Origin of the sequence: Candidatus Pelagibacter ubique HTCC1062, assembly GCF_000012345.1 — a bacterium.
In the GTDB taxonomy this organism is placed as follows: domain Bacteria; phylum Pseudomonadota; class Alphaproteobacteria; order Pelagibacterales; family Pelagibacteraceae; genus Pelagibacter; species Pelagibacter ubiqueversans.
This window is the reverse complement of sequence record NC_007205.1, coordinates 569,590-595,429: the sequence shown is the minus strand read 5'-3', so window position 1 is coordinate 595,429 and position 25,840 is coordinate 569,590. Positions and strand designations below refer to the sequence as shown.

The following is a 25,840-nucleotide window of genomic DNA, read 5'->3' as shown; positions in this document are numbered from 1 at the left end:
ATACATGAAATCTAATCAATCAAATATCAAAAAAGCAAAAAAATACCTTGATAAAAATTACTGTATTGGCGTACCAACTGAAACCGTTTATGGTCTAGCAGCTAACGCATACAAGAATTCAGCGGTAAAAAAGATTTATAATTTAAAAAAGAGACCAAAAAACAACCCTCTAATTGTACATTATCACGATATCGATTCTCTTAAAAAAGATTGTTTAATAAATGATAATTTTATTAAACTTTATAAAAAATTTTCCCCTGGCCCAATAACATACGTATTACAATTAAAAAAAAACTCTAAGATTTCAAAATATGTAACTAATAATAAGAAAAGTTTAGCAGTAAGATTTCCAAAGCACACAATATTTAAAAATTTACTAAAACAGCTAGATTATCCATTGGCTGCACCTAGTGCTAATATTACAACTAAAGTAAGTGCTGTTAAAGCAAAAGATGTTAAAGAAGAATTCGGTAATAAAATTAAATATATTTTAGACGGAGGTACTTGCGCTATTGGAATAGAGTCTACAATAGTTAACCTTACAGCTAAACCAACTATACTAAGATTAGGAGGTCTAGATATTTCAAAAATTCAAAAAGCTTTAGGTTTTAAGATGAATATATCTACCAATCCTAAGAAAAAAATAGCTCCCGGCCAATCACGGCTACATTACTCTCCTGGTATTCCTTTAAGAATGAACGTCACAAAACCCAAAAATAACGAAGCTTTCATTTTAATTAAGAAAAAGAAAACTAAACTCAAAAGCTATTTTTATTTAACTTCGAAAAGTAATTTAGATGAAGCAGCAAAAAATCTTTATTCGTGTCTCAGAAAAATAAAAAATAAGGGTTATAAATCGATTGCTGTGGAAAAGATTCCTAATATAGGACTTGGTAAAACTATAAATGATAGATTGCGGAGGGCATCAAAGTATTAGACATTTTGTTTGGTTATGGTGCGCCTGCTAGGAGTCGAACCCAGAACCTCCTGATCCGAAGTCAGGCGCTCTATCCAGTTGAGCTACAAGCGCATATAGTATTAATATTACATTTTATGGAAAAAAACATTAATTTAATAGTTGGTGAAGATGAAAATAATCTCAGGCTTGATGTGTTCATCAATAAAAGAGAAAACTTAATTAGCAGAACTAGAATTAAGAATTTAATTCTTAAAGAAAAATTAAAAATAAATGATCAAATTATTAATAGTCCGTCAAAAAAAGTATTAAGTGGAGATGAGATAAATCTTCAAATTCCAGAACCTAAAGAAGCGTCATTAAAACCATATAATTTTAAGTTACAAATTGTTTATGAAGATGATGATTTGCTAATAATCAACAAGCCGGCAGGTATAATCATGCATCCAGGTGCAGGAAATTATGATGAAACAATTGTTAACGCCTTAATGCATTATAACAAGGACTCGTTATCCACAATAGGTGATGAACTAAGACCTGGCATAGTTCATAGGATTGACAAGGATACTTCTGGATTAATAGTTATTGCTAAAAATAATGAAACACACGAAAACTTATCACATCAATTTAGTGAGCACACAATTACAAGAGTTTATCAGCTTTTAATTTGGGGGAAACTAAGACCGTCCTCTGGAAAAATTGATACGTTTATAACTAGAAGCTCAAAAAATAGACAGATGATGGAAGTCAGCAATTCTAAAGGCAAAAGAGCAATCACTAATTACAAAACAATTGAAATTTTTGAAAATGATAAAACTCCTACATTAAGCTTAGTGGAATGCAGATTGGAAACTGGAAGAACACATCAAATAAGAGTTCACATGACACATATGGGTAATAGTATTATGGGTGATGGAAAATATAAAAAAAAATATAAAAAACTTAAAAATATCGATACTAATTTAGAAAATTTAATTTATAAATTAGATAGACAATTTTTGCATGCTCAAACATTGGGGTTTATTCACCCAAGAACTAATGAGGAAATGGTTTTTACCTCAATTTTGCCACAAGAACTTGAAAATATTTTAGTATTACTTAGAAATACTGGCAAATAAAACCTTGAAATAATACTATAGTCAATTAAATAAATACAACTTATGAGTACTACAATGAATAGTAATCTTCCTGCACTTTCTAATGAAGGTGGTTTATCAGCTTATCTGGAACAAATTAAAAAATTTCCTATGCTGGCAGCAGAAGAAGAATATATGCTTGCAAAAAATTGGAAGGCAACAGGAAATGTTAAAGCTGCAGAAAAACTTGTTACTAGTCATCTAAGACTCGTTGCAAAAATTGCGATGGGTTACAGGGGATACGGTCTTCCAGTAAATGAAATGATTTCAGAAGGAAATGTTGGGCTAATGCAAGCTGTTAAAAAATTTGAACCTGAGAAAGGATTTAGATTAGCAACTTATGCAATGTGGTGGATTAGAGCTTCTATACAAGAATATATTCTAAGATCTTGGAGCTTAGTAAAAATAGGAACAACAACTGCTCAAAAAAAATTATTTTTCAATTTAAAGAAAATTAAAAATCAAATCGCTCCTCAATCTGAAGGTGATTTAAGACCTGAACATGTAACTGAAATTGCAAACAAGTTAGATGTCAACAAAGATGAAGTAATTTCAATGAACAGAAGACTATCTGGCAAAGAATTTTCTTTAAATGCACAAGTTGGAGAAGATGGTGATGAGTGGCAAGACTGGTTGGTAGATAAAGAGCTTGATCATGATCTTAAATTTGCACATCAAGAAGAAATGGGTCAAAGACAAAACTTACTTAAAGATTCTATAAAAATTCTTAATGAAAGAGAAAAAGAGATTTTATACTCTAGAAGATTAAATGATGAACCTACAACACTTGAAGATTTAAGTAAAAAATACAAAATTAGTAGAGAAAGAGTTAGACAAATTGAAAATAAAGCATTTGAGAAGCTTCAAAAACACATGTTATTGTCTGCTAAATCTAAAAATCTACTTCCAGTAAACTAAACCTCAAAGGGGTTTTCTAAAAGAATAGTATCTTCTCGTTCAGGGCTTGTTGAAATACTTGAAACTTTTGTTCCAATAAAATCTTCTAATGCATAAATATAATTTTTTGCATTTTCTGGTAAATTTTCAATATTCTTTATTCCTTGTGTGGAACTTTTCCATCCAGGAAAAGTTTTATAAATTGGTTTAATTTTTAACTGATCCTCAACTGCAGCAGGTAAGTAATCCATTTTTTTGCCATCAAGCTCATACTCGACACACATCTTAATTTCATCTAATTCATCTAAAACATCTAATTTAGTTAATGCTATTCCGTCTATGCCTGAAATTTTAATTGTTTGTCTAACCAAAACACCATCAAACCAACCACACCTTCTTTTTCTACTAGTGACCGTCCCAAATTCTTTTCCTCTTGAACCAAGCAATTCTCCAATATCATCTGTTAACTCAGTTGGAAAAGGTCCTTCACCAACTCTGGTAGTGTAAGCTTTTGTTATTCCAAGAACATAATGAATAGAATTAGGACCACAACCAGTTCCTGTTGCAGCCGCAGATGCAACAGTATTGGATGATGTTACAAAAGGGTAGGTTCCATGATCCACATCTAGTAGTATTCCTTGTGCACCTTCAAATAATATTCTTTTTTTTTGTTTCTTAAATTCATCAATTCTAAGCCAAACAGGTTGAGAAAACTTTAATATTTCTGGAGCAATTTTTAAGAGTTCTTCTTTAAGTTTATCTTTTTCAAAAATTTTTTTACCTAACCCTTTTCTAATTGCATTATGATGAAGAAGCACTGTTTCCAATCTATGGTCTAGATTAGTCTCAGATCTTAGATCCATAACACGGATTGATCTTCTTCCCACTTTATCTTCATAGGCTGGCCCAATTCCTCTTCTTGTTGTTCCAATTTTTCCTTTTCCAGCAGCATCTTCTCTTATTTCATCCATCTCTCTATGAAATGGTAAAATAAGATTTGCAGATTCTGAAATTATAAAATTATCCACATTAACCTCAACACCCTTAGATTTAATTTCCTCTATTTCCTCTAATAGTGCCCACGGGTCAACAACAACTCCATTTCCTATAATAGAAATTTTATTTTTTCTTACAATTCCAGAAGGTAGTAATCTTAATTTATAAGTTGTTCCATCAATTACTAATGTGTGTCCAGCATTGTGTCCTCCTTGAAAACGAATAACAACATCTGCTTGGTCTGATAGCCAGTCGACTATTTTACCTTTTCCTTCATCACCCCATTGAGATCCAACAACTACAACATTTTTCATTATCTAAATTTTTTTTCTATTGTTACTGAACTTAAATGGTTGATAGGCCCATGACCTTTACCGAATTTAAGGTTTGAATTTATTGAATTGTGTACATACTTAGTTGCAAGCTCACAAGATCTCTTTAAGGTTTTTCCACATGAAAAGAATGTAGAAATAGCAGAAGAAAGGGTGCAACCAGTGCCATGTGTATTCCTGGTTGTAATTCTTTTATTTTTTATAATGAAAATTTCATTTTTGTTTACAAAAATATCTTGGACGATTTTAGATTCTAAATGACCACCTTTTATAAAAACATTTTTTGCTCCTAATTTTATTAGTATGCTGGCAGCAAAAATCATATCTTCTTTTGTTCTTATTTTAGTTTTAGTTAATATTTCCGCTTCTGGAATATTTGGAGTAATTAGGCTAACTTTTTTAATTAGTTCATTTTTTAATAACTGAATTGCCTTATCATCAATAAGTTTTGCGCCACCTTTAGCTACCATAACAGGATCTAAAATTATTTTTTTTACTTTAATAAGATTTAATGAATGAATTACTGATTTTATTACTTTTGTAGAATGCAACATTCCAATTTTTATGGCATCAGGTTTAATGTCTTTTGAGGTAAATTCTATTTGATTTGAAATTTCCTTAGGATCAATTGGTACTATTGATTTTACACCTGTTGTATTTTGGATTGTGACAGCTGTTATTGCTGTCATGGCATACGAACCTAAAGCTGTGATAGTTTTAATATCAGCTTGGATGCCAGCACCACCAGATGAATCTGATCCGGCAATAACTAATATTTTAGATTTTGGTTTCAATTTACTTAATTTTTCTTAAAACGATTTTCAAACATTTTTGAAGTAATTTAATATTATCACTCTCTCCCATTACTCTGATTTTAGACTCCGTTCCTGAGCTTCTAACTAATATTCTACCTTGACCTTTAATTAATTTTTCTGCTAATTTTATAGAATTTTTAATATCAATATTTTTAATTATATTTTTGTCTTTAACATCAATATTTTCTAATATTTGTGGAGTTTTATTAAAGGTATTAAAAAAACTACTAGCTTTTTTTCCTTTTCTTAATGAAAATAAAACTTCTAAAGCAACTAATAAGCCATCTCCAGTAGTTGCAAATTTGCCTAGAATAATATGCCCTGATTGTTCACCACCTAAATTAAAATTATTTTTTTGCATTTTCTCTTTTACAAAGCGATCTCCTACATTTGATCTTAAGAATTTTATATTATGTAGTTTAAAAAACTTTTCTAATCCATAGTTAGACATTAAAGTGCCAACTACACCTCCTTTTAACATTTTTTTTCTTTTCCACCTCATTGCTATTGCAGCAATTATTTGATCTCCATCAATTACAATACCTTTTTCATCACACATAATAATTCTATCGGCATCTCCATCAAGTGAAATTCCTATATGTGCTTTATATCTCTTTACTGCTAATCTGATTTTATTTGGAAAAGTAGATCCACAATTTTTATTAATATTAAGACCATTAGGATTTATTCCGATTGAAAATACTTTAGCACCTAAAGATTTTAATAATTCAGGCCCAGCCTTGTATCCAGCCCCATTTGCACAATCAATCACTATTCTTAAACCTCTTAGGTTAAAATCTTTTGGTAAATTATTTTTTAAAATTTTTATATAATCTTTATTTGCAGTTTCTAACCTTTTTACACGACCCAATTTTTTTGGTTTTGATAAAGATTTTTCAATTTTTTGATCAATTAAAGTTTCAATTTTTTTTTCAATTTTATTTGACAGTTTTAACCCATCTGGTCCAAATAATTTTAACCCATTGTCATGATATGGATTATGAGATGCTGTAATCATAATTCCCATGTTAGCTTTCATACTCTTTGTGAGCATTGCTAAGCCATTAGTTGGAAGTGGGCCTAATGTATAAACGTGCATACCAGCCGATGTAAGTCCTGATACTAACGCAGGTTCCAAACTATACCCTGAGAGTCTCGTATCTTTAGCAATTATTGCTATTTGTTTCTTTTTTTTTTGAGTTTTAAAGTAAGTTCCTGTTGCAAGACCAAATTTAAAAAACATGTCTCCATTAATATTTTTACTATTAACGGCACCTCTTATTCCATCTGTTCCAAAATATTTTTTTGCCATTAGTTTTTAATTAATTCTTTAAACACTTTTATACTTTGTCTTAATTCATTCACATCATGAATTCTTAGAATTTGAACTCCTTGCATTATTGCATACATGGAAGAAGATACTGTTCCACCTAATCTTTCCTTGCTATCATTTTTTCCAGATAAATCCTTAATAAATTTTTTCCTAGAAAGTCCAAGTAATATAGGAAAACCAAGAGTATGAAAAATAGAAACGCTTCTAATTAAATTCATATTATGTTTCAAATTTTTTCCAAAACCAATTCCTGGATCAATTACAATATTATTATGTTTTATACCCATGGATCTTAAAAATTTAATCTTTTGTTCAAAAAAATCATAAATATCTAATAATTCATTTTTGTACTTAGGGTTTTTTTGCATTTTTTCTGGTGTACCTTGTGAATGTTGAATGACAAATGGAGTTTTGCTTTTTATCAATACCTTAACTGTTTTAGGGTCATAACTTAGACCTGACACGTCATTTATAAGTTTAACTCCTAAATGAATCCCTTTAATCATAATTTCTGATTTTCTTGTATCTAATGATAGTGGAATTTTTTTATTAACATCTTTTAATATTTCTTTTATTCTATTCCATTCTTCCTTTTTACTTACAGGTTTAGATCCAGGTCTTGTTGATTCTCCACCAACATCAATAATATCTGCTCCAGATTTAAATAAATTCTTTGCATGAGATATTCCTTTTTTCTTTTTATTAAATTTACCCCCATCAGAAAAACTATCTGGTGTTAAATTTAATATACCCATTATATTAGGTATTTTATTAAAATTTAAACTTGAAAAGTTTTTATTTTTTTTAACGATAGTCTTGAGATCTTTATTAATTTTTTTTTTCAGTAGTTTGGGTAATTTTTTTATATCTTTAAGATCAATTTTTTTGATAGAAGTTCGTGTAAGAATTTCAATTTGTCCAAAAGAAATTTTCTTATTACCATTTAGTGGAAGATTTTTTTTTTTTCTAACTAATTCAATTGAAAATTGACCATAAGCAAAATTACACGCTCTTGTGTAATATTTTTTCATTTAGTATTAATGAACTATTTTCGGCTTAAGACCCATTGAACTTAAAGCTGAACCTTTATCTTCATCTTCAACTTTTAAATCCTCTTTATTACTTGGATATATATTTTTATTTATCAGGTTTTCAATTTCTTCACCTGTAAGTGTTTCATATGTTAAGAGAGCTTTAGCTAATTTATGTAGATCGTCAATTTTTTCAGTTAAAACTGTTCTTGCTCTTTCATAACCTTTATCTACAATTTTTCTAATTTCTGAGTCTACTTTCCTTGAGGTTTCTTCAGACATATTTTGAGTTCTCGCAACAGACCTTCCTAAAAATACCTCTTCTTCATTCGAACCATAGGCAACTGGTCCCAACTCTTTACTAAGGCCTGCTTGCATTACCATAGCTCTTGCTCTTTGAGTTGCTTGTTCAATATCACTAGATGCACCAGTTGTAACTTTATCTTCTCCAAATATGATTTCTTCTGCTACTCTTCCACCCATAGCTATAGCTAATTGAGCATGAAGCTGTTCTCTTGTTTGAGATAGCTGATCTCTCTCAGGTAGTTGCATAACCATTCCTAAAGCACGACCTCTCGGAATGATTGTTGCCTTATGAATTGGATGAGCCGCATCCTCATTAATAGTTACTATTGCATGTCCAGCTTCGTGGTAAGCTGTTAATGTTTTTTCTTCTTCTGTCATGACCATGGATCTTCTTTCTGATCCCATCATCACTTTATCTCTTGCTTCTTCAAACTCAGTTAGAGTAACTAGTCTTTTATTTTTTCTTGCAGCAAGTAATGCCGCTTCATTAACTATATTTGCTAAATCTGCACCTGAAAAACCTGGGGTTCCTCTAGCTACTGTTCTTAAATTTACATCAGGTGCCATTTTAATTTTTTTAACATGAACTTTTAATACTTTTTCTCTTCCTATTATATCTGGAAGTCCAACAACTACCTGTCTATCAAATCTACCTGGTCGTAATAATGCTGGGTCTAATACATCAGGTCTATTTGTAGCGGCAATAATTATTACACCTTCATTCGTATCAAAGCCGTCCATTTCAACTAATAACTGGTTTAAAGTTTGCTCTCTTTCATCGTTACCTCCTCCAAGACCAGCACCTCTGCTTCTTCCAACAGCATCTATCTCATCTATAAAAATAATACAGGGTGAATTTTTTTTACCTTGTTCAAACATGTCTCTAACTCTTGAGGCTCCAACACCCACGAACATTTCAACAAAATCTGATCCTGATATTGTAAAGAACGGAACTCCTGCTTCCCCAGCTATAGCTCTAGCAAGTAAAGTTTTACCTGTTCCAGGTTGACCAACTAACAAACATCCTCTTGGTATTTTTCCACCAAGTCTACTAAACTTTTTAGGGTCTTTTAAAAATTGAACAACTTCTTCTACCTCTTCTTTAGCCTCTTCTACTCCAGCGACATCATCAAAAGTAACTTTACCTTTTAATTCATTCATCATCTTTGCCTTAGATTTTCCAAAACCCATGGCTCCACCTTTGCCACCCTGCATCTGTCTCATAAAGAAAATCCAAACAGCGATTAGTAACAACATCGGAAACCACGACAATAAAACACCAAACAAAGACGGCATCTTATCTTCTAAAGGAGCAGCTGATATACTTACCCCTTTTTCAGATAGCTTCTCAATTAAATTTGGATAATTCGGTGAATAAGTAGAAAAAGTATTTCCATTAGCTAATACTCCTCTAATATTGTTTCCTTGAATATCAACTTTTATAACTCCACCATTATCAACTTCTGATAAAAATTCTGAAAATATAATAGAATTACCTTTGCCCACATTAGCTTGAGGGTTCTTAAACATATTATAAAGGCCTATTGTTAGAAAAACAATTACTGCCCACATTGCTAAATTCTTCATATTCATACTTATAAGATAATAATTATTATTAATTAAACAAGTGTCAAATTGTTACAAAACCTTAACTTTATTAGTGTTTTCCCTTGAAATTAATATGGTCTCATTAACTCTTTCAACAAAACAACCTCCTAAAGTTATTTTTGAAAATGTCTTTAGGATAATTCGGTTAATCAGTTCGTTGATACTTTTTCCTCTAACAGGATAGTATTTTTTTCCTATTTTTTGAATAACAAATGTCAAAGATCTAAAAACAACTTCATGCGATTGATCAAAAAAATTATGACTTAAAATATAAGTATCTTTTGTTTTAATATGTGTAGAATTATCCTTCAAATTTTTGTTAACATAAAACTTAATTGATTTGTCTGAGTCTCTTAAATTATCTATGGTTAATTTTAGTTTTTTTAAGTCCAATCCCTCTTTTGCAAGAAATTCTAATAAAGTTCTAATTCTTGTTCTTTTATATATCTCGTTAATATTGGATGGATCTTTTATAAAAAATTTAAATACTATTTTAGAAATATTGATTAAATCATTTTTTTCTAAGTTAAGTAATGGTCTTAAAATATTTAGATCTTCATCTTTATATTTCACACTTTTGTTAAAAGATACCAATCCATTTAGTCCGCTCCCTCTAACCACTCTAATTAAAAAATTTTCAACTAAATCATTTGAATGATGTCCTAATAATAAGTACTTAATATTATTTTTTTTACATTCTTTTGATAGTAAAGAATATCTTGCTTCCCTTGCTAAAGATTGAATATTTCTAGAAGGTTTTTTACCTTTCCAGATTAATACTTTGCATGTAATACCAATTTTTTGTAAAATTTTTTTTACTAACGTTGCTTCCTTTGTCGACTCATTTCTAAGTCTATGATCAACTAAAAAAAATTTAACTTTTATTTTATTTTTTATTGAATAGCATTTAGCCAAGTAAGCCAATGCTAAACTATCGGGTCCACCCGAAACTGCTACTGCTAAATTTTCCTCAGAATTTAAAGAGGAAGAGAATTCACTATAAACCTTTGAGATTTTTCGATCTTTTAAAAAACTAAGAATTTGTTTATGAGTTTTGTTTTGAACACTCAAACTTTTTTGATTCATATTTTGCTTTTTGAAGCACAGATTGATTTGCTTTAGGATATTGCTCTTCAACCCCCACAATCATTTTACAACCTTGCTCTTTTTCTCCTATTTGAACCATTGATACACCAAGTTTTAATAAATTTATAGGAGCCTTCTCACCTTTTGGATATTTTTGATATCCTTCAAGATAAGCAGTAGCTGCATCTGTATAAAGCTGTCTTATTCTAAACGTTTCAGCATACCAATATTGAGCATTACCTGCCAATTTATGCTCTGAATTATTTATCACAAATTCTCTAAAAGCTCTCTCTGCAGTGCTGTAATCACCTACCTTTAAAAAACTAGTTGCAAATTCATATTGTTTTTCTGGAGTAGCATTTGGAAGTATATTTTTTTCTGATTCAAAGTTTTCTGTCACTATTGATGCAGTAGTTTCTACTGATTGTATTTGCTGACTAGTTTCTTCACTTTCTGTATCTTTATATGAAATAGACCCTAAGTCTTGAGGTTGTGAAGAGCCTGGTAAAGTTTTGTCTACTTGTTCCTTTGGTATTGAAGTTAATTTTTTTCCAATTTCTCCAGATGATAAAGCATTTTCCAGATCTTGAAATCTAATTTGGTTGTCTGCTTGAACCTTAGAAAGCCTATTTGATAATTTATCTAACTTGAAATTAATTTCTTCAAACTTATTAGTCAGTTCTTGAAATTGTTTTTCAACATCAGACAATTTTAGAAGATGTCTTGTTAAAACATCCTCAGAGTTTTCGTTTGTGCCTGTTTGACTATTTGAATTAATTGACCCTGAGTAAACAGCTTTTTCCAGGGTTTTTAAATCTTTTTGAATTAACTCTAAAATTTCATTTACATTATGATTGTCAGCAAAAATAATATTTGGAAAAAATATAAAGACTAATATTAATTTTAATCGAATTATTTTTTTATAATTAAACATAATAAATTGAGTAGTAATTATAATGATGGCAAAAAAAAGACCCTATTCACAAATGTGATAGGGTCTTTTATAATTTATTAAATTGATTAGTTCGCTTTAACAGTAACTGATCTTCTATTTTTAGACCATGCTAAAGGGTTAGATCCAGAATCTACTGGTCTCTCTTTACCATAACTTAATACAGAAATTCTCTCTGAAGAAATTCCATATGTCATTAAATAGTCTTTTGCTGAATTAGCTCTTCTTTCACCTAATGCTAAGTTGTACTCTCTTGTACCTCTTTCATCAGCATGACCTTCTAATACAACGTTAATATCTGAATTTTTTCTTAACCATGCAGCTTGTTTTCTTAAAGTTTCTCGTGAAGCTGTTGTAAGTACAGTTTCATTTGTTGCAAAGAAAACTCTATCTGGAACACCAGAAGCTAAATATTCAACAGAATCTGTTCCTGTATAAACATCACCTTGCATTTGTCCTGTTGTTGTTTTTTTTGTAGCACAAGCAGTTAATACTAAACTTGCTAAAATAATTAGAAATCCATTTTTTAAAATCTTGCTTAAGTTCATTGTTGCTCCTTGATCCTTGTTTTGTAATACTTTATATTTTTCATATTTAATTAGACCTTTCAAGTTAAAAATCAAGTAAAATTAAGACTAATTGCTTAATAAAGACGACCAAGATGGGTCAGAAGCATCAGTTTCGGTTTCAACCATCTTTTCATTGTACCCTGTTAAATCAATAGACCATAATTTGGCTGAAAATCCTTCTCCTTTAGAGTTAGTCTTAGTTTCTCTATAAAAGATAAGAACCCTTCCATTTGGTGACCATGATGGAGCTTCTTGATAAAAGTTCTCTGTTAGCAGTCTTTCACCAGTTCCATCTGTTCTCATTACTCCTATATAAAATTTTCCTTTATGAAGCTTTGTAAATGCAATTAAATCACCTCTTGGAGACCAAACTGGAGTTCCATACAAGCCATTCCCAAATGAGATTCTCTTAACATTTTTTCCATTACTATCCATTACATAAATTTGTTGGTAGCCACTTCTGTCTGAGTTAAAAGTAATTTTTTTTCCATCTGGTGAGTAAGAGGGTGATGTATCAATTGATGGATGATTGGTAATTCTTTCAACAATTCTGTTTTCAAGATCCATAGTATAAATATCAGAATTGCCATCTTTAGCAAAACTCATTATAATTTTTTTTCCATCAGGTGAAAACCTTGGGGCAAATGTCATTCCAGGAAAATCTCCAACTACTTCTTGCATTCCAGTTTCAATATCTAATAAATATACCCTAGGTAAATTTCTAAAATAAGAAAGATATGTGACCATCTGATTTGTTGGGCTAAATCTTGGTGTTAAAACTAATTCATTTCCAAGTGTTAAATATTTATTATTAAAGCCATCTTGGTCCATTATTGCTAATTTTTTTATTCTTTTAGTTTTAGGACCTTCCTCAGAAACATATATTATTCTAGTATCAAAATAACCTTTTTCTCCAGTTAAGCGTTCATACACCTTATCTGTAATAATGTGACCTACTCTTCTCCAGTTACTAGGAACAGTGGTAAATGCCAAGGCCATCATTTCTTTTCCAGCTAAAACATCCCACAATCTAAATTCTACTCTTAGCTTTTCATCTACAAATGTAACCTTGCCTGTTACTAAAGCTTGTGCTTTAATTAAATTCCAATCCTCAAACCTTGGTTTTAAATTAGCTACATCTGGTTCTTGAAGAAATGCATTTTTGTCTAGTGGATTAAATAGACCAGATTGTCTTAAATTATTTTCAACAACTATTGAAATTTCTGATCCTAAGTCTTCTTGTTTTAAAATTTTTTTAAAATTTTCTTTTGATTTATTATCTATTGATAAAGGGGATACAGCAACTGGTAAAGGATTTAAATTTCCTCTAGTAATATCAACTTCAATTAAAGCAAAAGCTTTAATGGGAATAATAATAAATAATATAAATAAATATCTTAATAACATTTTTATCCTTCTAACATTTCTCTAGCATCAAAGTTTAGCTGCATATCTTTCCATCTTTCATAACCTGTACTAGGCACTCTAAGAGGTTGGCAAAGTTTTATAGCTCTTAATGCACTTTCAGCTAACACTTTATAAAATCCCTGTCCAGGCCTATTCATTCTAGCATGATCAAGAATCTCTGTTTTTATAATAGAACCATCTGGCTTTAATTGTAACTTAATTCTAACTAATAAATCTTCGTTAAACGGCAACCCTAGAGGAATACTCCAACAACCAAAAATTTGAGCTTTTAGAGCATCTTCTTCACTTAAAGTTAATCCAGAAAAATCCATATCTTTATCCTGATCTTGGGTAACTTTATTAGATTTTTTATTTGTTTCTGCACTCTCAGTCTTAGATTTATCAATTAATGCAGCAATACTATTAGTGTCAAATAGTTCTTTTTTTTCAAACTCTGAAATTTGTTTAATTTCTGTTTCTTCTTTTTCAGGGTTTTGTTTTTCATCTTTAATTTTCTTTATTTTTTCTATTTTTTCATCTGGCAATGGCACAGCATCTGGCTTTTGTTTTTTTATTTTTTTTGGTGGTGCCTGTTCAGAAACTAATTTTTTTTCTTTTTCTTTAACTTTCTCTATTATTTTTTTTGCTTTTGGTGCAAAAGGAATATTAGTTTTGTCTGTGATTTGAATCAACTCAACTGATATAATCGGAGGAAGATCAATCGGTTTTTTAGCAAGGAATGGTAAGCTCATAGCTGTGATTACCACAAGAAATATATGAAGCCCAAAAGAAATAACAATATTTCTATTCACTTTAGTTACCTCTCTTTATATGGCTCAGAAATTAATGCTACTTTGGTAAAGCCAGAGCCAGATAGCATTCCCATTATTTCTAAAACTCTACCATAGTTGATCGATTTATCTCCTCGAACATAAATTCTAGTGTCTGTTCTATTTTTAGATACAGCTAAAATCTTTGCAATAATTTTATCATACTCAACTTTAGATTCTTGAATAAATATTTCACCTTTAGAGTTTATAGATAATGTTAATGGTTCTAATTCTTCAGGTAATGAGTCAGCAGAGCTTTCGGGTAGATCAACTTGTATTCCAACTGTTAATAATGGTGCTGTTACCATAAATATAATTAATAACACCAACATTACATCAACAAATGGAGTAACATTTATTTCACTCATAGGCTCTTTTGATGAACGTTTGAGATTAAAAGCCATTTTATATTATTGATAAAAATCTTTTAGAAAAATTTTCTAATCTTTGTGAATATTTTTTTGAGTCGTTATTAAATTTATTATAAGCAACAACTGCAGGTATTGCAGCTAATAATCCAAGAGCAGTTGCAAATAAGGCTTCAGCTATTCCTGGCGCTACAATTGCCAAACTTGTATTTCTTGAGATTGCTATAGATTGGAATGAGTTCATTATTCCCCATACAGTTCCAAACAAACCTATAAAAGGTGCTGTCGAACCAACTGTTGCTAAAAAAGTAAAACCTTTGTCTATTTTTGAAATTTGTTTTTCAATATTAACCTCAAGTATGCTTGCTATTCTTTCATTTAGGTTAGTTTTACTCTTGGCTTTTAATAAACTTTGCATTGTATCTTTAAACAACAAAGCCGTAGGGTTCTCTACATCAGCTGGCAAACTATTGTAAAAAGATTCGGCTGATTTTGATTTCCAAAATTTTTCTTCAAATTCCTCAGACTCTAAATTAATTTTTTTAAACAGTCTAAATTTTTCAATAATAACAGCCCATGAATATATAGAGCAGCCAATCAACATAAGTATTACTGACTTTACAATAAAATCTGCCCTTAAAAATAAACTCCACAAGGAAAAATCAGTATTTGAGGCAAGGCCTACTGCTTGAGATGTAATGTCAGCTTCCATATTGAAGGTTTCACACTTAAATGTGTCATGAATTTGACTTTTAAAGTCTTTATTTATTCTTCTAGTTTATAAGTTTCGTAATAAAAGCTAGCAATCAATATCGCATCAGCTTTATTTGAGTCTTTTTTTCTTGATAACTCTGATGAAAAATAAGGAAATACCTCTATTGCTTTTGTTCTACTAGCGTCTTTTTCTGAATTAATAAGGTTAAAATACTTTTTCCATTTTGTCGGTCTTACAAAATACATTGGTAATTGCATTGCAGAACAAATTCCTTTCAAAATACCAAACGATTGTCCAAAATTAAACATACTAGTCACACCTTGACCTGGCATAGCTGATACTTGTTCAATTATAACTTTGATATCTTCCTTTTTTATATCCTTAATTCTTGAAGAAATTTCGTAATAAATTTGAGCACCATTAACTTGTTTTTTATTTTTTTTCCCTTCAGGCATATTGGGCATTTCAATAACATCAGTTATTTTACCATCTTGAAAAAAACAAATAGAACCTGTTATGCCTGGGTCTATTCCAATAATAAGCATTAGTTATTCTTAAAATTTATATTTGAATAAACACTTTGAACATCATCATCATCTTCTAATGTTTCTAAAAACTCTAATGCAGCTTCCACTTTATCTTTTTCAACATCTACACTATTTAAAGGAACCCATTCAATCTCAGTTGAAATAAAATTTGCAATTGTTTTTTCTAAATTTTTTTTTACATTATAAATTTCACTCATAGGACATTGAATTTCATGAAATTCATCATTTGAAATACACTCATCTGCACCAGATTCAATTGCTAGTTCAAAAATTTGTTCATCTGAGATTTCTTTTTTATCAATTTTAATAATCCCTAATTGATTAAAGTTATGTGAAGCAGATCCCTGAGTTCCTAAATTACCACCACTTTTTACAAATATAGATCTAACATTGGAAGCTGTTCTGTTTTTATTGTCAGTTAATGCTTCCACAATTACGGCTATTTTATCTGGACCAAATCCTTCATATCTTAAATTTTCATAATTTGTTTCAGAATTAACCGAAGATTTGGCAATAGCTCTTTCAATATTATCTTTTGGCATGTTGGCTGATTTTGCTGCTTGAATTGCAGATCTAAGTCTTGGGTTCATCGCAGGATCTTTATCACCTAGTTTTGCTGCTACACTTATCTCTTTAGATAATTTTGAAAATACTTTAGATCTTTGTTTGTCTGCTTTTCCTTTAGAGTGTTTTATACTTGCCCATTTTGAATGACCCGACATAATAATTATTGAGAATTTTTTAATTCTCCTCCATGTATAAAATTTTTTACAGTTTTTGCTAACCCTGTTTCTACATCACATTCAACAATCACACCACATAAACTAGCTTCACCAATTGCTGGAAAGTGTTTTGTGGACTTTTTTTTTAAAAACCTATTAATTGAATTATCTTTATTCATTCCAATAACTGAGTCATAATCACCACACATTCCTGCATCAGTTTGATAAGCAGTACCACCTTTTAAAATTCTAGTATCATTTGTTGGAATATGTGTGTGAGTTCCAACAACCAATGTTGCTTTACCATCAAAAAAATGTCCCATAGCTGACTTTTCACTTGTTATTTCACCGTGAAAATCGACTAATAAAAAATCATAATCTTCTTTAAGCTTATATTTTTTCATAAATTTTTCAGCTGCTTCAAATACATCTTCACATTTCTTCATAAAAACATTTCCCATCAAATTAAGTACTCCTACTCTCATTTCATTTTTAGCAGTAAATATTCCAAAGCCTTTTCCTGGAGATGGTTCAAATAAATTTTTAGGTCTAAGAAGTCGATTTTCTTTTTCAATATGAGCCATTGTTTCTTTCTGATCCCACACATGATTGCCCGTTGTAATAACATCTACACCACAGTTAAAAAAATCTTTACATATTTCCTCTGTAAGACCAGCACCTGAGTCAGCTGCATTCTCACCATTAACAACTACAAAATCGATTTTTTCATCTTTAATTTTTGATAGCAAATTATTCAAAACCATCGACCGTCCTGAAATACCAACTACATCACCTAAAAAGAGTATTTTCATTTTATAATATTTTTATTTGTTACAATATAATCTAATTTTTTATCATACATATTAGTTGGCACTTTATCAATTTCTTGAATTGAAAAAGCCAAACCTATCTTTATGATATTTTTTTTTTTTGATAATTTTTCAATTAATCTATCGTAGTATCCACCACCATATCCAAGTCTGTTTAAATTTTTATCAAATGCTACCAAGGGAATTAATAAAACGTCAGGGTATACTATATTTTTAGCTTCTGGTTCAGGTATTCCATATTTATTTATTTTTAAGGGCTCAGAAAATGACCATGAATAAAAATCCATTTGAAAGTTTTTCTTAATTATGGGCAAAGAAATATTAAATTTATTCTTTTTAAATTTTCTTAACAGTGTCAAGTCGTCTATCTCAAAGTTTACAGGGTAGTATCCACCTATCATAATCTGATTGGTTATCTTTTCTTTTTTAAGAATTTTTACAATTTGCTTGAAGTTGAGCTGAATATTTTTTGTATTAAATTTTTTTCTTATTTTAAGAATTTTTTTTCTTAATTCAGATTTTAACACAAATCTACTGAATTGGATTTTCTAAATTTGCTTTTTCAACAAAATTTTCAATTTCATCTGCCGCAGCTTCGATTATTTTTTCATAATCTTCTTTATTTTTTTCTATTTCTTTTTTAAAACTTTCATGATCTTGTTGAAGTTCCTTCATCTCTTCTTCTTTTCTATCTCTGTAATCATAAACTAATGATTTCAATTCTCTAAATTTATTTGATAAATTCTGTAATTCAGTTTTTTTTTGCTCTACCTTTTTTTTAGTTTCAAAATATTCATCCATTATTTGAACTGAAGTAATCAATAGAAGTTTATTTTCCCCTATGTTTCCAAGGTCATTCTTTAAATTGCTAAATTTTTGATTAATATGAGTTAACAATTCTTCTAAATGCTCTTCCTGTCCATCATCACAAGATAGAAGAAACTCTTTGCCATTAAATTTAATATTTACATTTGCCATTTGTCTATTTCTTCTAATAAAGTATCTGTTTCTTGATTTAATTCATCTATTTTTTCTGAAAATTCTGTCTCTTTTTTTTGTTCTTCTATTTTTTGCTGGTTAATATCTTCTAATTTTTGATTAAGAGCTTTGTATTCACTTTCTAAATTTTGATATTTTTCTTCTATTTGTTTTTTTTCAATTTCTAATTGATTTTTTTGAATGTTTAAGTTTTCTAAATTAGACTTTAGCGTTGGGTTTTGTAAATTCAAACTCTTCAATTTATTAAGTGCAAAACTAAGTTTTTTTTCTTTTTCACTGTCTGTTTTCATATATATATATTTATATTATTAAATTGAGTCTTCTAAGTCTAGATAGGATATTTTTGAACAAATTACATAAAGATTTATCAAACGCAATAAGGTTTTTATCTATAGATGCTGTGCAAAAGGCAAATTCGGGTCATCCTGGAATGCCAATGGGTATGGCAGACGTAGCAACAGTTTTGTTTAAAAATTTTCTTAGATTTAATCCAAAAAATCCTAACTGGATAAATAGAGACAGATTTGTTTTATCTGCTGGTCATGGATCTATGCTTCTTTACTCTTTATTACATCTAACTGGGTACAAAAGTATTTCTTTGAATGATGTTAAAAATTTTAGACAATTAAAATCTATTTGTGCAGGTCATCCTGAATATCACCCTGGTACTGGTATTGAAACTACGACAGGTCCTCTTGGACAAGGAATTGCTAATTCAGTTGGTTTTGCTATTGCAGAGGAAATTTTGAAGAAAAAACTTGGTAAAGAAATAATAAACCATAAAACTTATGTTTTAGCTGGAGATGGATGTTTAATGGAAGGCATTAGCCATGAAGCAATGAGTTTAGCGGGACACTTAAAGTTAAAAAATCTAGTTATGCTTTTTGACAATAACTCGATATCAATTGATGGACCAACCAGTTTGGCAGTTTCAGATAATTTCAAAAAAAGATTTGAAAGTTATGGTTGGGATTACATACTAATCAATGGTCATAACGAAAGAGAAATTTTTTCTGCATTAAAAAAAGTTCAAAATGCTAAAAGACCAACAGTTATTTCATGCAAAACAAAAATTGGTTATGGTTCACCTAATAAATCTGGTAAAGCCTCTTCGCACGGTAGTCCAATTGGTTTAGATGAAATCAAATTAGTTAGAAAAGTATTAGATTGGAAACACAAACCTTTTGAAATTCCCAAAAGTATTTTGAATGAATGGAGAAAAATTGGTAATAAGGGTGCAAAACTTGATTCTGCATGGAGTAAAATTTATAAAAGAAAAAAAAATTTAGTAGATAAAGTCTTTAAAAATAATTTCTCTAAAGCTTTAAAAAGTGAAAAACAAAATTCTCTTAGAGAAAACAAAAGTCTAGCCTCAAGAAAAGCTTCTGAGTTAACTCTTAATGCTCTTACGAGAGAAAATAATACGTTAATTGGTGGTTCAGCTGACTTAGCGGGATCTAATAACACTAAAACCAAATATCATAACGCTATTAATTCTGTTAATTTTAATGGTGATTATATTCACTATGGTGTTAGGGAGCACGCCATGGCAGGAATAATGAATGGTTTAGCACTTCATAGTAAATTTATTCCATATGGGGGAACTTTTTTAATATTTTCTGATTATTGTAAACCTTCCATTCGTTTATCTGCTTTGATGCAACAGCGAGTTATTTATGTGATGACCCACGACTCAATTGGTTTAGGGGAAGATGGACCAACACACCAACCTATAGAACAACTCTCTGGATTAAGATCTATTCCTAATTTAAATGTTTTTAGACCAGCAGACAGAATGGAAACTATCGAGTGTTGGGAGCTAGCATTAAAAAACTCGAAGACACCAAGTGTGTTATCTTTAACTAGACAAAATCTTGAACCTATTAGAAAAAAATATTCAAATATGAACAAATGCTCTTTAGGTGCTTATGAGGTTTCAAGAACAAATAAAAAAATTAATTTAACGATATTTGCTAGTGGTTCTGAGGTTAATTTAGCAATTGAAACTAGCCATAAATTAGCCAAAGATAAAATATATTCTAAAGTTATATCAGTACCATGCCAGGATATTTTTGATTTGCAGTCAAAAGCATATAAGAAAAAAATTCTTAATGAAGCAAAATTTAAAATATCTATTGAAGCAGCTTCAACTGATTGCTGGAAAAAATATATTGGAACTGAGGGTTTAGCTTTTGGAATTGATACATTCGGCAAAAGTGCACCCTATAAAGAAATTTATAAATATTTTGGATTAACAGTTCAAAATATTTCACAAAAAGCAAAAAAACTAATAAAGAGTTAAATATGACAATAAAAGTTGGTATCAATGGAATGGGAAGAATTGGTAGAATGGTAATTAGAGCTATCATAGAAAGCCAAAACAAAAACATAGAAATCAAACACATCAATAACCGATCAAACTCTGAAGCCAGCTGTTCTTTAATTAAATACGATTCTATTCATGGTAAATTTAATGCCGATTTAAATTATGATGAAAAACATTTAATTATTAATAATAATAAAATAACATTTTCACAAGAATCTAATATTGAAGATATTAACTGGAAAAAATTTGATGTTGATTATGTTTTTGAATGTACTGGAAAATTTAATTCAAAAGAAAAATTATTAGCTCATATAAAAAATGGCGCCAAAAAAGTTATAGTTTCAGCTCCATGCAAAAATGCAGATAAAACAATTGTCTATGGCGTAAATGAAAATATTTTGACAAAAGATGATCAAATTGTTTCTGCAGCCTCTTGTACAACTAACTGTCTTGCACCTGTGGCTAACATTTTAAATGAAACTTTTGAAATTGAAAAAGGGTTTATGACAACTATTCATGCTTTCACAAGTGACCAAAGAATTCTAGATAATTCCCATAAAGATCCTAGAAGAGCAAGATCTGCTAGTCAATCGATTGTACCAACTTCCACAGGTGCTTCAAAAGCAATCGGTGAGATTATTCCTTCATTAAAAGGAAAACTTGAAGGCATTGCAATGAGAGTGCCAACTCCTAATGTTTCCCTTATAGAGCTAGTTTTTTGTACAAAAAAAGAGATGAGCAAAGAGACAATTAATGAGGCATTTACTATCGCCTCTAAAGAACAATCAAAGAAAGTTTTAGAAGTTACATTAGAAAAATTAGTTTCAATTGATTTTAATCATAATTCAGCTTCAGCAATTGTTGATTTATCTTTGACTAATGTGGTTGGTAAAAATATGGGAAAAATTTCAGCGTGGTATGATAACGAATGGGGCTTTTCAAATAGAATGTGTGACATAGCAGAACATCTTCATCAAGTCTCTTAATGAGAAATATTCAAGACGAGACTAATCTTAATCAAAAAAAAGTATTACTTAGGTTGGATTTAAATGTTCCATTAGATAATGGAAAAATTACTGACACCACTCGAATAGATAAAATTTTACCTACTATTAATTTTTTATTAAAAAATGAAGCAAAGATAATAATACTATCTCATGTAGGTAGACCCAAGGGCAAAGTTGTAAGTGAACTCTCCCTTAAACCAATATGTGAGGATCTAAAAAATAAACTAAATGAAAATATACGATTAATTTCAAAAAATATAAAAGAAATTAATTCTAATGATTTATTTAATGAACAAGATGAAAAAATTGTAACACTTGAAAATCTTAGGTTTTATGAAGAGGAAGAAAAAAATGACAATGGCTTTGCAAAGCATTTAGCAAGTTTAGCAGATATCTATGTTAATGATGCTTTCTCATGTTCGCATAGAGCTCATGCTTCAATTTTTGAAATCACTAAATTTATTCCTTCATACGCTGGCCTTCAATTAAATCTAGAAATTGATGCACTAACTAAAATTACATCTGAAATTCAAAGACCTATAACATGCATCATAGGTGGTTCTAAAATATCATCTAAAATTAATATCATTAAGAATTTAATTACTAAATTTGATAATATTATAATAGTTGGTGGAATGGCTAATAATATACTTAAATATAAAGAGTGTGAAATTGGAAAATCTATTCAAGAAGATAATTGTGATAAAATTATTGAAGAAATATTTTCTTTATCAAAAAAAGAAAACTGTAAGATAATTTACCCTGAGGATGTTGCTGTAGGGAAAAGTTTAGAAGGATCAGCTGAAATAAAGGAACTAAATAATATTTCTAAAGACGAGTTAATTTTAGATATTGGTCCCAAGACAATTAAAGCTATTAATTTATTAATTGAAGAAAGTAGTACTATCTTATGGAATGGGCCAGCTGGTTATTTTGAAAATCCTAACTTTGCTAAAGGAAGTATTGAAATAGCAAAAAAGATTATTGAAAAAAATAAGAATAATACAATTTACTCAGTTGCAGGTGGTGGTGATACTGTTTCTCTTTTGAATGGTATTGGAGCAACTAATAATTTTAATTTTGTTTCAACTGCGGGTGGTGCTTTTTTAGAATATCTTGAAGGAAAAGAACTTCCTGGTATAAAGGCTCTTAATTAACATGTCAGAACTTAACAAAATTGCATTAAAGATATTGTCTAATGGCAAGGGAATCCTTGCAGCAGACGAAAGCAATGGAACCATGACTAAAAGATTAGAGTCAGTTAATGTACCTTCCAGCCCAGAAAATAGACTTTTATTCAGAGAAACTCTCTTTTCATCAAGTGGGATGAAAGATTTTATTGGTGGTGTTATTTTGTATGATGAAACTATCAACCAAACATCTAACTTGAAGCAGACTATTCCAGAATTAATTTCTGAGTCTGGAGCAGTTCCGGGTATTAAAGTTGATACAGGAGCAAAAATTCTAGCAGGCTCCCATGAAGAAAAAATTACAGAAGGCCTGGATGGCTTAAGAGAAAGACTAAAAGATTATTATAAACTTGGTGCAAGATTTACAAAGTGGAGAGGTGTTTTTAATATTTCAGATAAATATCCAAGCAAATTATCCATCCACTCCAATGCTCATGCACTGGCAAGATATTCAGCTTTAGTTCAAGAATGTGGAATGGTTCCAATTGTAGAGCCTGAAGTTTTAATGGATGGAGATCACGCTGCTGAAACTTGTTTTAACAAAACTTCTGAAGTTATTCAAAAATGCTTTGAAGAATTATTACTTCATAAAATTGATTTAAGTGGAATAATTTTAAAACCTAATATGATTTTAGCAGGAACCACTTCTGATAAAAAGATATCAAGTGAAGAAGTTGCAAAACTTACCCTTAAATGTTTAAAAGAAAATGTACCAACCGACGTACCAGGAATTGCTTTTTTATCAGGTGGTCAAACAGAAGTAGAAGCTACAGAGAATTTAAACTTAATTAATAAGTATAATGACACTAATTTTATTATGACTTATTCATATGGTAGAGCCTTACAACAAAGTGCACTTAAATTTTGGTCAAAAGATATTAATAATACTAGTGGCACTCAAAAAGTCTTTAACCACAGAGCAAATATGTGCACACTTGCGGCTCAAGGTAAATGGTCAAAAGAACTTGAAGCAAAATAAAATAAATAAGAAATTTGTTTATCTAATTTCTCCAAATAAAATACCAGATATAAATTTTTATGATGATTTAGCTCTTGTATTAAGTTCCAAAAAAATAAGTTTTTTTCAACTAAGACTTAAAAAAGAAACAAATTTAAATAAACTAATTATTGGAAAAAAAATTAAAAAAATTTGCAATAAGCACAAAGTCAAATTTTTAATCAACGATGACCCCTTACTTGCTAAAAAATTAAATGCAGATGGGTGCCATTTGGGTCAAAAAGATATGGACTTAATAAAAGCTAGAAAAATATTAAAGAACAAAATTATTGGTGTGACCTGTCATAATTCTATAAATCTAGCAAAAAAAGCAATTAATGATGGTGCTGATTATTTAGCTTTTGGTGCATTTTATGCAACTAAAACTAAAACAGTTAAATATAGAGCCAGTTTAACTGTATTAAAATCTATTAAAAAAATAACCTCCTTACCAATTGTAGCTATTGGAGGTATAAAGCTTAGTAATTATAAAAAACTTTTATTGAATAAAGCTAACTTTTTGGCTATTTCAGGCTACATTTGGAATAATAAAAAATACAAACCATTAGAAGCTATTAGAAAATTAAAATGAAATTATACGCAAGTGAAATTAGAGTTGGAATGTTAATTGAATATAAGAATGATCTTTGGCAAGTTTTAAAGACACAACATGTAAAACCTGGCAAAGGTGGTGCTTTTGCCCAAGTTGAGATGAAAAGTGTTAACAAAAATACAAAATTAAATGAAAGATTTAGATCAAGTGAGTCCGTTGAAAAAGCTTCATTAGATGAAACAAAATTTAATTATCTTTATAGCGATGAAATTGATTATTATTTCATGGATCCAAAATCTTATGAACAAATAAATATTAAAAAAGAAACAATTGGAGAAAAAGGTAAAATGTTAACTGAAAACTTAGAAGTCAGTATAAGTTTTTATAATGAAAAACCTTTAACAGTTGAATTGCCTAATCAGGTAACGTGCACAGTTGATACAACTGATGTTGCTTTAAAGGGGCAAACAGTTTCTTCTTCTTATAAGCCCGCAACTTTAGATAATGGTGTGAATATTCAAGTCCCTCCATTTATTGAAAGCGGAGATAAAATCATAGTCGATACGAGAACTATGGAATATGTCAAAAAAATATAAATTATATGCAATCAATATCAGCCAATCTAAATGTTATGATAAAGGCTGCAGAAAAAGCGTCTAGAGCTTTAATTAGAGATTTTGGAGAAATAGAAAAACTACAAGTTTCAATCAAAGGCCCTACTGATTTTGTATCAAATGCTGATTTAAAAGCTGAGAAAATAATTATAGAAGAATTAAAAAAAGCAAGACCCTACTATTCTATTATTAGTGAAGAAGAAGGTTCTGAAACTAATAAAGATAAAGAACATACATGGATAATAGACCCTATAGATGGCACTACTAATTTTTTGCATGGTGTTCCTCACTTTGCAATTTCAATTGCTTTAAAATCTGGTGATGAAATAGTCTCAGGTTTAATTTATGACCCAATAAAAGATGAAATGTTTTATGCTGAAAAAGAAAGTGGTGCGTTCTTTAATAATCAAAGAATTAGAGTATCAAAAAAAAGAGAGCTTAATAGCTGCTTGTTTGCTACAGGCGGCATAACTAAAAATGAAGTTGATTTGCCTTTAAGAAAATCTGGAAGTGCAGCACTTGATATTGCCTATGTTGCAGCTGGTAGGTACGATGGTTATTTTCAAAATGATCTAAATTTGTGGGATATAGCTGCTGGCATAATATTGGTAAAAGAAGCAGGTGGCTTAATTAATGAAATTGACCTTTCACAAAATAAAAATATCAAAATAAGAGCTTCTAGTATGGCAATTAATGACAAAATGCTTGAAAAATTAAAGAACTTTTAATTGTTTTATAAAATTCTTTTGCTATAAGT

The 25,840-nt window shown here is 29.8% G+C and carries 28 protein-coding genes and 1 tRNA gene; 10 read left to right on the top strand and 19 right to left on the bottom strand.

Annotation, left to right across the window (positions count from 1 at the left end; all coding sequences use genetic code 11):
* Positions 1-4: 4 nt before the first annotated feature.
* Complete coding sequence (locus tag SAR11_RS03095; protein ID WP_011281810.1) at positions 5-937, top strand: L-threonylcarbamoyladenylate synthase; 933 nt, start codon at positions 5-7, stop codon at positions 935-937.
* Between the two features lie 16 nt (positions 938-953).
* Here the strand turns inward: SAR11_RS03095 and SAR11_RS03090 are convergent.
* A tRNA-Arg gene (locus SAR11_RS03090) sits at positions 954-1,030 on the bottom strand.
* A gap of 23 nt (positions 1,031-1,053) precedes the next feature.
* Here SAR11_RS03090 and SAR11_RS03085 point away from each other — a divergent pair.
* Together SAR11_RS03085 and rpoH are read left to right on the top strand one after the other, a co-directional pair.
* Positions 1,054-2,034: an RluA family pseudouridine synthase gene (locus SAR11_RS03085; protein WP_011281809.1), complete on the top strand. Its 981-nt coding sequence runs from the start codon at positions 1,054-1,056 to the stop codon at positions 2,032-2,034.
* A gap of 54 nt (positions 2,035-2,088) precedes the next feature.
* Positions 2,089-2,970, top strand: coding sequence for an RNA polymerase sigma factor RpoH (gene rpoH / locus SAR11_RS03080; RefSeq protein ID WP_011281808.1), 882 nt, complete (start codon positions 2,089-2,091; stop codon positions 2,968-2,970).
* Here rpoH and SAR11_RS03075 read toward each other — a convergent pair.
* From SAR11_RS03075 to SAR11_RS02990, 18 genes are all read right to left on the bottom strand, one after another.
* Positions 2,967-4,259: an adenylosuccinate synthase gene (locus tag SAR11_RS03075; protein ID WP_011281807.1), complete on the bottom strand. Its 1,293-nt coding sequence runs from the start codon at positions 4,257-4,259 to the stop codon at positions 2,967-2,969. The two genes, rpoH and SAR11_RS03075, sit on opposite strands and share 4 nt — an antisense overlap.
* Entirely contained in the window at positions 4,259-5,071 is an 813-nt protein-coding gene (gene thiD, locus SAR11_RS03070) for a bifunctional hydroxymethylpyrimidine kinase/phosphomethylpyrimidine kinase (RefSeq protein ID WP_006997300.1), read from the bottom strand. Before thiD ends, SAR11_RS03075 begins: the two co-directional genes overlap by 1 nt.
* A gap of 1 nt (position 5,072) precedes the next feature.
* A complete protein-coding gene (glmM, locus tag SAR11_RS03065; RefSeq protein ID WP_011281806.1) occupies positions 5,073-6,404 on the bottom strand; it encodes a phosphoglucosamine mutase in 1,332 nt (443 codons plus the stop codon).
* Positions 6,404-7,456 (bottom strand): dihydropteroate synthase, encoded by a 1,053-nt coding sequence (folP, locus tag SAR11_RS03060; RefSeq protein WP_011281805.1) that lies wholly within the window; start codon positions 7,454-7,456, stop codon positions 6,404-6,406. Before folP ends, glmM begins: the two co-directional genes overlap by 1 nt.
* A gap of 6 nt (positions 7,457-7,462) precedes the next feature.
* Positions 7,463-9,349 (bottom strand): ATP-dependent zinc metalloprotease FtsH, encoded by a 1,887-nt coding sequence (gene ftsH / locus SAR11_RS03055; protein WP_011281804.1) that lies wholly within the window; start codon positions 9,347-9,349, stop codon positions 7,463-7,465.
* A gap of 51 nt (positions 9,350-9,400) precedes the next feature.
* Entirely contained in the window at positions 9,401-10,456 is a 1,056-nt protein-coding gene (gene tilS / locus SAR11_RS03050; RefSeq protein ID WP_041185778.1) for a tRNA lysidine(34) synthetase TilS, read from the bottom strand.
* On the bottom strand, positions 10,416-11,390 hold the full coding sequence (ybgF, locus tag SAR11_RS03045; RefSeq protein WP_011281802.1) for a tol-pal system protein YbgF: 975 nt from the start codon (positions 11,388-11,390) through the stop codon (positions 10,416-10,418). Before ybgF ends, tilS begins: the two co-directional genes overlap by 41 nt.
* Before the next feature lie 86 nt (positions 11,391-11,476).
* Positions 11,477-12,019, bottom strand: coding sequence for a peptidoglycan-associated lipoprotein Pal (gene pal / locus SAR11_RS03040; RefSeq protein WP_006997306.1), 543 nt, complete (start codon positions 12,017-12,019; stop codon positions 11,477-11,479).
* Positions 12,020-12,043: 24 nt separating this feature from the next.
* Entirely contained in the window at positions 12,044-13,384 is a 1,341-nt protein-coding gene (tolB, locus tag SAR11_RS03035) for a Tol-Pal system beta propeller repeat protein TolB (RefSeq protein WP_006997307.1), read from the bottom strand.
* 2 nt (positions 13,385-13,386) lie between these two features.
* Positions 13,387-14,196: a hypothetical protein gene (locus SAR11_RS03030; RefSeq protein ID WP_006997308.1), complete on the bottom strand. Its 810-nt coding sequence runs from the start codon at positions 14,194-14,196 to the stop codon at positions 13,387-13,389.
* A gap of 5 nt (positions 14,197-14,201) precedes the next feature.
* Complete coding sequence (gene tolR, locus SAR11_RS03025) at positions 14,202-14,618, bottom strand: protein TolR (protein WP_006997309.1); 417 nt, start codon at positions 14,616-14,618, stop codon at positions 14,202-14,204.
* Between the two features lies 1 nt (position 14,619).
* Positions 14,620-15,294, bottom strand: a complete 675-nt coding sequence (gene tolQ, locus SAR11_RS03020; protein WP_011281800.1) for a protein TolQ — start codon at positions 15,292-15,294, stop codon at positions 14,620-14,622.
* Positions 15,295-15,347: 53 nt separating this feature from the next.
* Positions 15,348-15,842 (bottom strand): hypothetical protein, encoded by a 495-nt coding sequence (locus tag SAR11_RS03015; RefSeq protein WP_011281799.1) that lies wholly within the window; start codon positions 15,840-15,842, stop codon positions 15,348-15,350.
* Positions 15,842-16,567, bottom strand: a complete 726-nt coding sequence (locus SAR11_RS03010) for a YebC/PmpR family DNA-binding transcriptional regulator (RefSeq protein WP_011281798.1) — start codon at positions 16,565-16,567, stop codon at positions 15,842-15,844. The genes SAR11_RS03015 and SAR11_RS03010 overlap by 1 nt, the downstream gene beginning before the upstream one ends.
* Before the next feature lie 5 nt (positions 16,568-16,572).
* The gene (locus tag SAR11_RS03005; RefSeq protein WP_011281797.1) at positions 16,573-17,379 is read right to left on the bottom strand and encodes a TIGR00282 family metallophosphoesterase; all 807 of its coding nucleotides are present in this window, start codon (positions 17,377-17,379) and stop codon (positions 16,573-16,575) included.
* The gene (locus tag SAR11_RS03000) at positions 17,376-17,924 is read right to left on the bottom strand and encodes a 5-formyltetrahydrofolate cyclo-ligase (RefSeq protein WP_006997314.1); all 549 of its coding nucleotides are present in this window, start codon (positions 17,922-17,924) and stop codon (positions 17,376-17,378) included. The genes SAR11_RS03005 and SAR11_RS03000 overlap by 4 nt, the downstream gene beginning before the upstream one ends.
* Positions 17,925-17,928: 4 nt before the next feature.
* Complete coding sequence (gene zapA / locus SAR11_RS02995; protein ID WP_006997315.1) at positions 17,929-18,375, bottom strand: cell division protein ZapA; 447 nt, start codon at positions 18,373-18,375, stop codon at positions 17,929-17,931.
* Complete coding sequence (locus SAR11_RS02990) at positions 18,363-18,686, bottom strand: hypothetical protein (RefSeq protein ID WP_006997316.1); 324 nt, start codon at positions 18,684-18,686, stop codon at positions 18,363-18,365. The genes zapA and SAR11_RS02990 overlap by 13 nt, the downstream gene beginning before the upstream one ends.
* Before the next feature lie 53 nt (positions 18,687-18,739).
* Between SAR11_RS02990 and tkt the strand changes: the two genes are divergently transcribed.
* Genes tkt through SAR11_RS02955 form a run of 7 tightly spaced genes read left to right on the top strand, consistent with a single transcriptional unit; the run spans position 18,740 to position 25,811 of the window.
* The gene (tkt, locus tag SAR11_RS02985; protein ID WP_011281796.1) at positions 18,740-20,698 is read left to right on the top strand and encodes a transketolase; all 1,959 of its coding nucleotides are present in this window, start codon (positions 18,740-18,742) and stop codon (positions 20,696-20,698) included.
* 2 nt (positions 20,699-20,700) lie between these two features.
* On the top strand, positions 20,701-21,708 hold the full coding sequence (gene gap, locus SAR11_RS02980) for a type I glyceraldehyde-3-phosphate dehydrogenase (RefSeq protein ID WP_011281795.1): 1,008 nt from the start codon (positions 20,701-20,703) through the stop codon (positions 21,706-21,708).
* A complete protein-coding gene (locus SAR11_RS02975; protein WP_011281794.1) occupies positions 21,708-22,886 on the top strand; it encodes a phosphoglycerate kinase in 1,179 nt (392 codons plus the stop codon). The genes gap and SAR11_RS02975 overlap by 1 nt, the downstream gene beginning before the upstream one ends.
* 1 nt (position 22,887) lies before the next feature.
* Positions 22,888-23,898, top strand: coding sequence for a class I fructose-bisphosphate aldolase (locus SAR11_RS02970; protein ID WP_011281793.1), 1,011 nt, complete (start codon positions 22,888-22,890; stop codon positions 23,896-23,898).
* Positions 23,885-24,508, top strand: coding sequence for a thiamine phosphate synthase (gene thiE, locus SAR11_RS02965; RefSeq protein ID WP_011281792.1), 624 nt, complete (start codon positions 23,885-23,887; stop codon positions 24,506-24,508). Before SAR11_RS02970 ends, thiE begins: the two co-directional genes overlap by 14 nt.
* Entirely contained in the window at positions 24,505-25,065 is a 561-nt protein-coding gene (efp, locus tag SAR11_RS02960) for an elongation factor P (RefSeq protein ID WP_006997322.1), read from the top strand. Before thiE ends, efp begins: the two co-directional genes overlap by 4 nt.
* A gap of 5 nt (positions 25,066-25,070) precedes the next feature.
* Positions 25,071-25,811: an inositol monophosphatase family protein gene (locus tag SAR11_RS02955; RefSeq protein WP_011281791.1), complete on the top strand. Its 741-nt coding sequence runs from the start codon at positions 25,071-25,073 to the stop codon at positions 25,809-25,811.
* Positions 25,812-25,840: the final 29 nt, after the last annotated feature.